This is a genomic window from Hymenobacter coccineus (genome assembly GCF_001816125.1).
GTDB lineage: Bacteria > Bacteroidota > Bacteroidia > Cytophagales > Hymenobacteraceae > Hymenobacter > Hymenobacter coccineus.
In genome coordinates this window covers 1-4,750 of the sequence record NZ_MDZA01000172.1, presented here as the reverse complement: position 1 = coordinate 4,750, position 4,750 = coordinate 1, and the positions used below count along the sequence as shown (strand labels likewise).

Genomic DNA, 4,750 nt, shown 5'->3' with positions numbered 1-4,750 from the left:
TGCTCTTGGGCAGGCCGGTTTTCTAGTGGAAAACGACGAAACAGCTGCCGACGCTTACATCCAGGATTTGCGGCGGGAGTACGAATTCTGCGCCACAAGTACGACCTGGGGCCCCGCCCTGGCCGTGCACGAGTGGAACTACCTGCGCCTGCGGCCCGCCAACTTCCCGCCCGTGCGCCTGGGCCAGCTGGCCGGCCTGCTGCACGCCCGCCCCGCCCTGTTCGACGCCCTGCTCACGGCCCAGAGCGTGGCGGCGCTGGCCGAGTTTTTTAGGGCCCCGGCGCCGGCCTACTGGCGGGCGCACTTCCGCCCCGGCCGCCCCGGCAAAGTGCCCGATTTGGGCAAGGGCAGCAGCGACCTGCTGATTACCAACGTGGTGGTGCCCCTGCGCGTGGCCTACGCCCGCTCGGTGGGCCAGCCCGCGCTGGTCGAAAGCAGTGTGGCCCTGCTTACGGAGCTGCCCGCCGAGCACAACCAGTTCACCGACCTGTACGGGGCCCTGGGCTTCGGCCACCGCACCGCGGCTGATTCGCAGGGCCTGCTGGCGCTGCACAAAAGCTACTGCGCCCCGCGCCGCTGCCTGCACTGCGCCATCGGCAGCCGCTTGGTGCAGGGCCCCCAACTGCGCGCCGTCCGATGAAGCTGGCCCTGGCCCTGGTGCTGAACGTGGGCCTGCTGGCCGTGCTGCTGCCGTGGCTGCGCCGCGAGTGGCGGCAACTGGGTGCGGCCTGGCGGGCGGCGCTGGTGGCGGGGCTGGCGGGGCGCCTGCTGGTGGGGGGCCTGCGCGACGCCCACCCTATTAGCGACGGGGCTTACGTACAGAATCTGAGCGAGTTGATAACGGGGCAGCTGTGGAGTGAGCCCGCCAACGGCCTCCGCTCGCTGGCCGGCGACGTGGTGCAGTTTGCCAGCGAGCGGGTGGTGTATTACGGCATGTCGAACACGCTGTTTCTCGCCAAGGTGCTGGCCCTACTGAACCTGGCCTCGCTGGCTAATCCGTGGCTTAATGCGCTGTATTTGAGCTTATTTAGTTTTGTGGGGTGCTGGCAGTTGGCGCGCACGCTGGCCGCCAGGCTGCCGGCTACGCCGGCTGGTGCCGGCCTGGTGGGGCTAGTGCTCTGGCCTTCGGTGGCGTACTGGGCGGCGGGGCTGAACAAAGAGGCCGCTTTGCTGGGCAGCGGGGCCTGGCTGGTGGCGCTGGTGCTTGAGCGGCTGTATGGCCCTGCCCCGGCGGCGGCGGCGCGGCCGTGGCTACGGGGGGTGGGGGCGGTGGGGCTGGCGCTGCTGTGCTTTAAGATGCGCTACTTTTTTGCCGTGCCGCTGCTGGGCTGCCTGCTGGCCCTGGCCTTGGTGCAGGCCCTGCGCCGGCGCGCGTGGGTGCGTGGGCGGCTGGCGCAGGCCCTGGTGCTGGCGGCCGTGGTGGCGGCCGGGGCCGCCGCAACCCAGGAAATGGGCGGCCTGTACCGGCTCAATAAATTCACGAGCCAGGTGCTGCGCATTTACGACCACGACCTGATGGTATCGGTGGGCCGGCCCCATTTCGAGTACGCTGACTTGCGGCCCACGGGCGCGAGCTTCCTGGCCCACGCTCCGCAGGCGGCCTGGAACACCTTTACCCGGCCCTGGCTAGGCGAGTCAGCCGAGCCGCAGTACGTAGCGGGAGGCTTGGAAAACGGCCTCTTGCTGGTATTAGGGGCCCTGGCGCTGGGGGCCCTGGTGCGGGGCCGGGGCGGGCGGCTGCCGTTTGCGCTGGCCGTGGTGCTGCTGGGCTACTGCCTGGTGCTGGCCGTGCTCATGGGCCTGAGCACTCCCAATTTGGGTACCCTCAGCCGCTACCGCAGCGTACTGCTGCCGCTCTGGCTGCTGCTGCTGTTGCAGAACGACTACGCTGCCGCGGCCCTGCGCCGCTTGGGCCTGGGGCCCCCGCGGGGCCCGGTCCGGACCCATCCCCGGACCCATCCCCGGACCAGTTGGCGTAACTTTGCGCTTGGAAGCGGCGAAACCACGCCCGGGTTTGGGTTGTTCTGGCCGCTTACTTCGCTCTCCGCCATTCATGGAAAATCCCGTTATCATCCTCGGCGCGCAAGCCGTAGGCACGGCCGCCCTCGACGCCTTTCTCTCCAACGACTTGGTGGTGTACTGCCTGCTCGACGACGACCCCAAGCTGCAAAAAAGTGAGCTGCTGGAAGTGCCCGTGATGGGCGCTACCGACGACGCCGAGCTGCTGAAATTGCTGGGCAAAAAGTGCGAAGTATTCGTGGCCACCGACGACGCGGCCAGCCGCCGCAGCCTCACCCAGATGCTGCGCCAGGAGTACGAGGCCGTGCCCGTCAACGCCATTCACCAGCGGGCCAGCGTATCGGCCCACGCCACGCTGGGCCACGGCAACTACGTGGGCCCCAACGCGGTAGTGGCCGCCCTGGCCACGCTTGGCAACGGCTGCCTCATCAACGGCAACGCCGTGGTGGAGGCCCGCGCCACAGTGGGCGACTACGCCCAGCTCGGCAGCGGGGCCCTACTCGGGGCCGGCGCTTCGGTGGGCGAGCTGGCCTTCGTGGGGGCCGGGGCCGTGGTGGTGGCCGGCGTCAGCATCGGCGACAAGGCCCGCGTCGGGGCCGGCTCGGTGGTAGTGGCCGACGTGCCCAAGGGCCAGACCGTGTTCGGCAACCCGGCAGTAAAAGTCTGATTTTGAACCGGAGCTCCTGGCGCGGCGCGGCCGTGCTGGGGCCCCGGGCATCCCACCTAACAGCTTCGACATGGATTACCAAGTTCTGCTTTACTACTGCTACGCGCCCATCGACAACCCCGCGCAGTTCCGCGACGAGCACCACCGGCTGTGCCTGGCGCTGGACTTGCGCGGGCGCATCATCGTGGCGGATGAGGGGCTGAACGGCACCGTATCGGGCACGGTGGCCAATTGCGCGGCCTACATGGCCGCCGTGCAGGCCGACCCGCGGTTTGGGGCCCTGGAGTTTAAGGTGGATGCCGCCGCCGGGCACACCTTTCAGAAGCTGCACGTGCGCGTGAAGCCCGAAATTGTGCACAGCAGCCTGGCCCACCTCAAGCCGCAGGAAAAAACCGGCCAGTACCTCTCGCCCGAGGAATTCAGGGCCCTGAAGGACGACGACGACGTGGTGGTGGTGGATGTGCGCTCGGACTACGAGTACAACCTGGGCCGCTTCCGCAACGCCGTGACGCTGGACATGGAGAACTTCCGCGACTTCCCAGCTCGCGTCGAGCAGCTCCAGCAGTTCAAAGACAAGAAGATCCTGACCTACTGCACCGGCGGCGTGAAGTGCGAAAAAGCCAGCGCCTACCTGCTGGAGCAAGGTTTTGAGAACGTGTACCAGCTGCACGGCGGCATCATCAAGTACGGCCTCGAGCGGGGGGGAGGACTTCGACGGCCAGTGCTACGTGTTCGACAACCGAGTGGCCGTGGACGTGAACCGCGTGAACCCGCGCGTGATTTCGCGCTGCGGCACCTGCCGCGAGCCCTCGGCCCGGCTCATCAACTGCGCCAACCCGCACTGCAACGCCCACGTAGCCCAGTGCGAAAGCTGCGGCGAGGCCCTGCAAGGCGCCTGCTCCGAGGCCTGCGCCGCCCACCCCGCCAAGCGCCCCTACGACGGCACCGGGGCCTATCCCAAGGCCAGCAACCATTACCAGCCGGCCCAGGGCTTGGCCTCGTATGCTGGCAAATCAAATTAAAAATGGAGAATTAAAAATTAAAAGGAAAGTAGCCGCCGCTTCGTTGATTCGGCTGCCCCCATTGCCTTTTTCCAACGCCTCTAATTTTTAATTCATAATTCATAATTTTTAATTAAAATCATGATTTCCAACGCCGAGCTCATCCTCAACCCCGACGGCACCATTTACCACCTGAACCTGCTGCCCGACCACATTTCCGATACCATCCTCACCGTGGGCGACCCCGCCCGGGTGGCGCAGGTGAGCCGGCACTTCGATTCCATCGAATTTCAGGGCGCGCACCGCGAGTTCGTGACCCACGTAGGCTACTACAAGGGCAAGCGCCTCACGGTGCTTAGCACGGGCATGGGCACCGACAACATCGACATCGTGATGAACGAGTTGGATGCGTTGGTGAACATCGATTTCATGTCGCGCACGGTGCGGCCCGTGGAGGAGCAGCTGCGCCTGCGCATTGTGCGCCTGGGCACCAGCGGCAGCTTGCAGCCCGACGTGCCCATCGGCGCGGTGCTGGCCACCGAGCACGCCGTGGGCCTCGACTCGCTCATGCACTTCTACCCGTTGGTGGAAACCGGCCTCGAAACCCAGGTGGGCACTGCGCTGCAAGCCACGCTGGGCCTGCCGTTTGCGCCCTATGTGGTGCGCGGCGACGATTTGCTGCGCGAGCAGCTCGGGGCCGGCGCCCTTGTGGGTAATACCCTCACCTGCCCCGGCTTTTACGGGCCTCAGGGCCGCCGCCTGCGCCTCGACGTGACGCCGCCCGACTACCTGGAGCGCCTGAGCAGCTTCCACCACGAGAGCGGCGAAGGCCCGTTTCGCCTCACCAACTTCGAGATGGAAACGGCCGGCTACTACGCCCTGGGCCGCCTGTTGGGCCATCAAGTACTCAGCCTGAACGCCATCGTGGCCAACCGCGTTACCGGCGAATTTGCCGCCGATGCCAACGCCGTGGTCGATGCTATGATCGAACGCACCCTGCAACGGTTGGTGTAGCCTGGCGAGGCAATAAAAAAGGTGGGGCCCCGTGAACAGCTGTTCACGG

General features: G+C 66.5%; 4 protein-coding genes and 1 pseudogene. All 5 read left to right on the top strand.

Features of this window, described 5'->3' with window-relative positions; translation table 11 throughout:
- A partial coding sequence (locus tag BEN49_RS11330; protein WP_125916762.1) for a DUF2851 family protein occupies positions 1-640 on the top strand: 640 nt, incomplete at its 5' end.
- Positions 637-2,178 (top strand): hypothetical protein, encoded by a 1,542-nt coding sequence (locus BEN49_RS29500; protein WP_239691909.1) that lies wholly within the window; start codon positions 637-639, stop codon positions 2,176-2,178. The genes BEN49_RS11330 and BEN49_RS29500, both read left to right, overlap by 4 nt.
- Complete coding sequence (locus tag BEN49_RS11325; RefSeq protein WP_239691910.1) at positions 2,069-2,686, top strand: NeuD/PglB/VioB family sugar acetyltransferase; 618 nt, start codon at positions 2,069-2,071, stop codon at positions 2,684-2,686. Before BEN49_RS29500 ends, BEN49_RS11325 begins: the two co-directional genes overlap by 110 nt.
- A gap of 70 nt (positions 2,687-2,756) precedes the next feature.
- Positions 2,757-3,708: pseudogene (gene trhO, locus BEN49_RS11320) on the top strand (oxygen-dependent tRNA uridine(34) hydroxylase TrhO).
- A gap of 120 nt (positions 3,709-3,828) precedes the next feature.
- Complete coding sequence (locus BEN49_RS11315) at positions 3,829-4,701, top strand: nucleoside phosphorylase (RefSeq protein ID WP_070743426.1); 873 nt, start codon at positions 3,829-3,831, stop codon at positions 4,699-4,701.
- Positions 4,702-4,750 lie beyond the last annotated feature (49 nt).

What these genes read in the sequence shown, in the direction of transcription:
- BEN49_RS11315 (WP_070743426.1), top strand. Translation starts at nt 3,829, where the DNA reads ATGATTTCCAACGCCGAGCTCATCCTCAACCCCGACGGCACCATTTAC.
- BEN49_RS29500 (WP_239691909.1), top strand. Translation starts at nt 637, where the DNA reads ATGAAGCTGGCCCTGGCCCTGGTGCTGAACGTGGGCCTGCTGGCCGTG.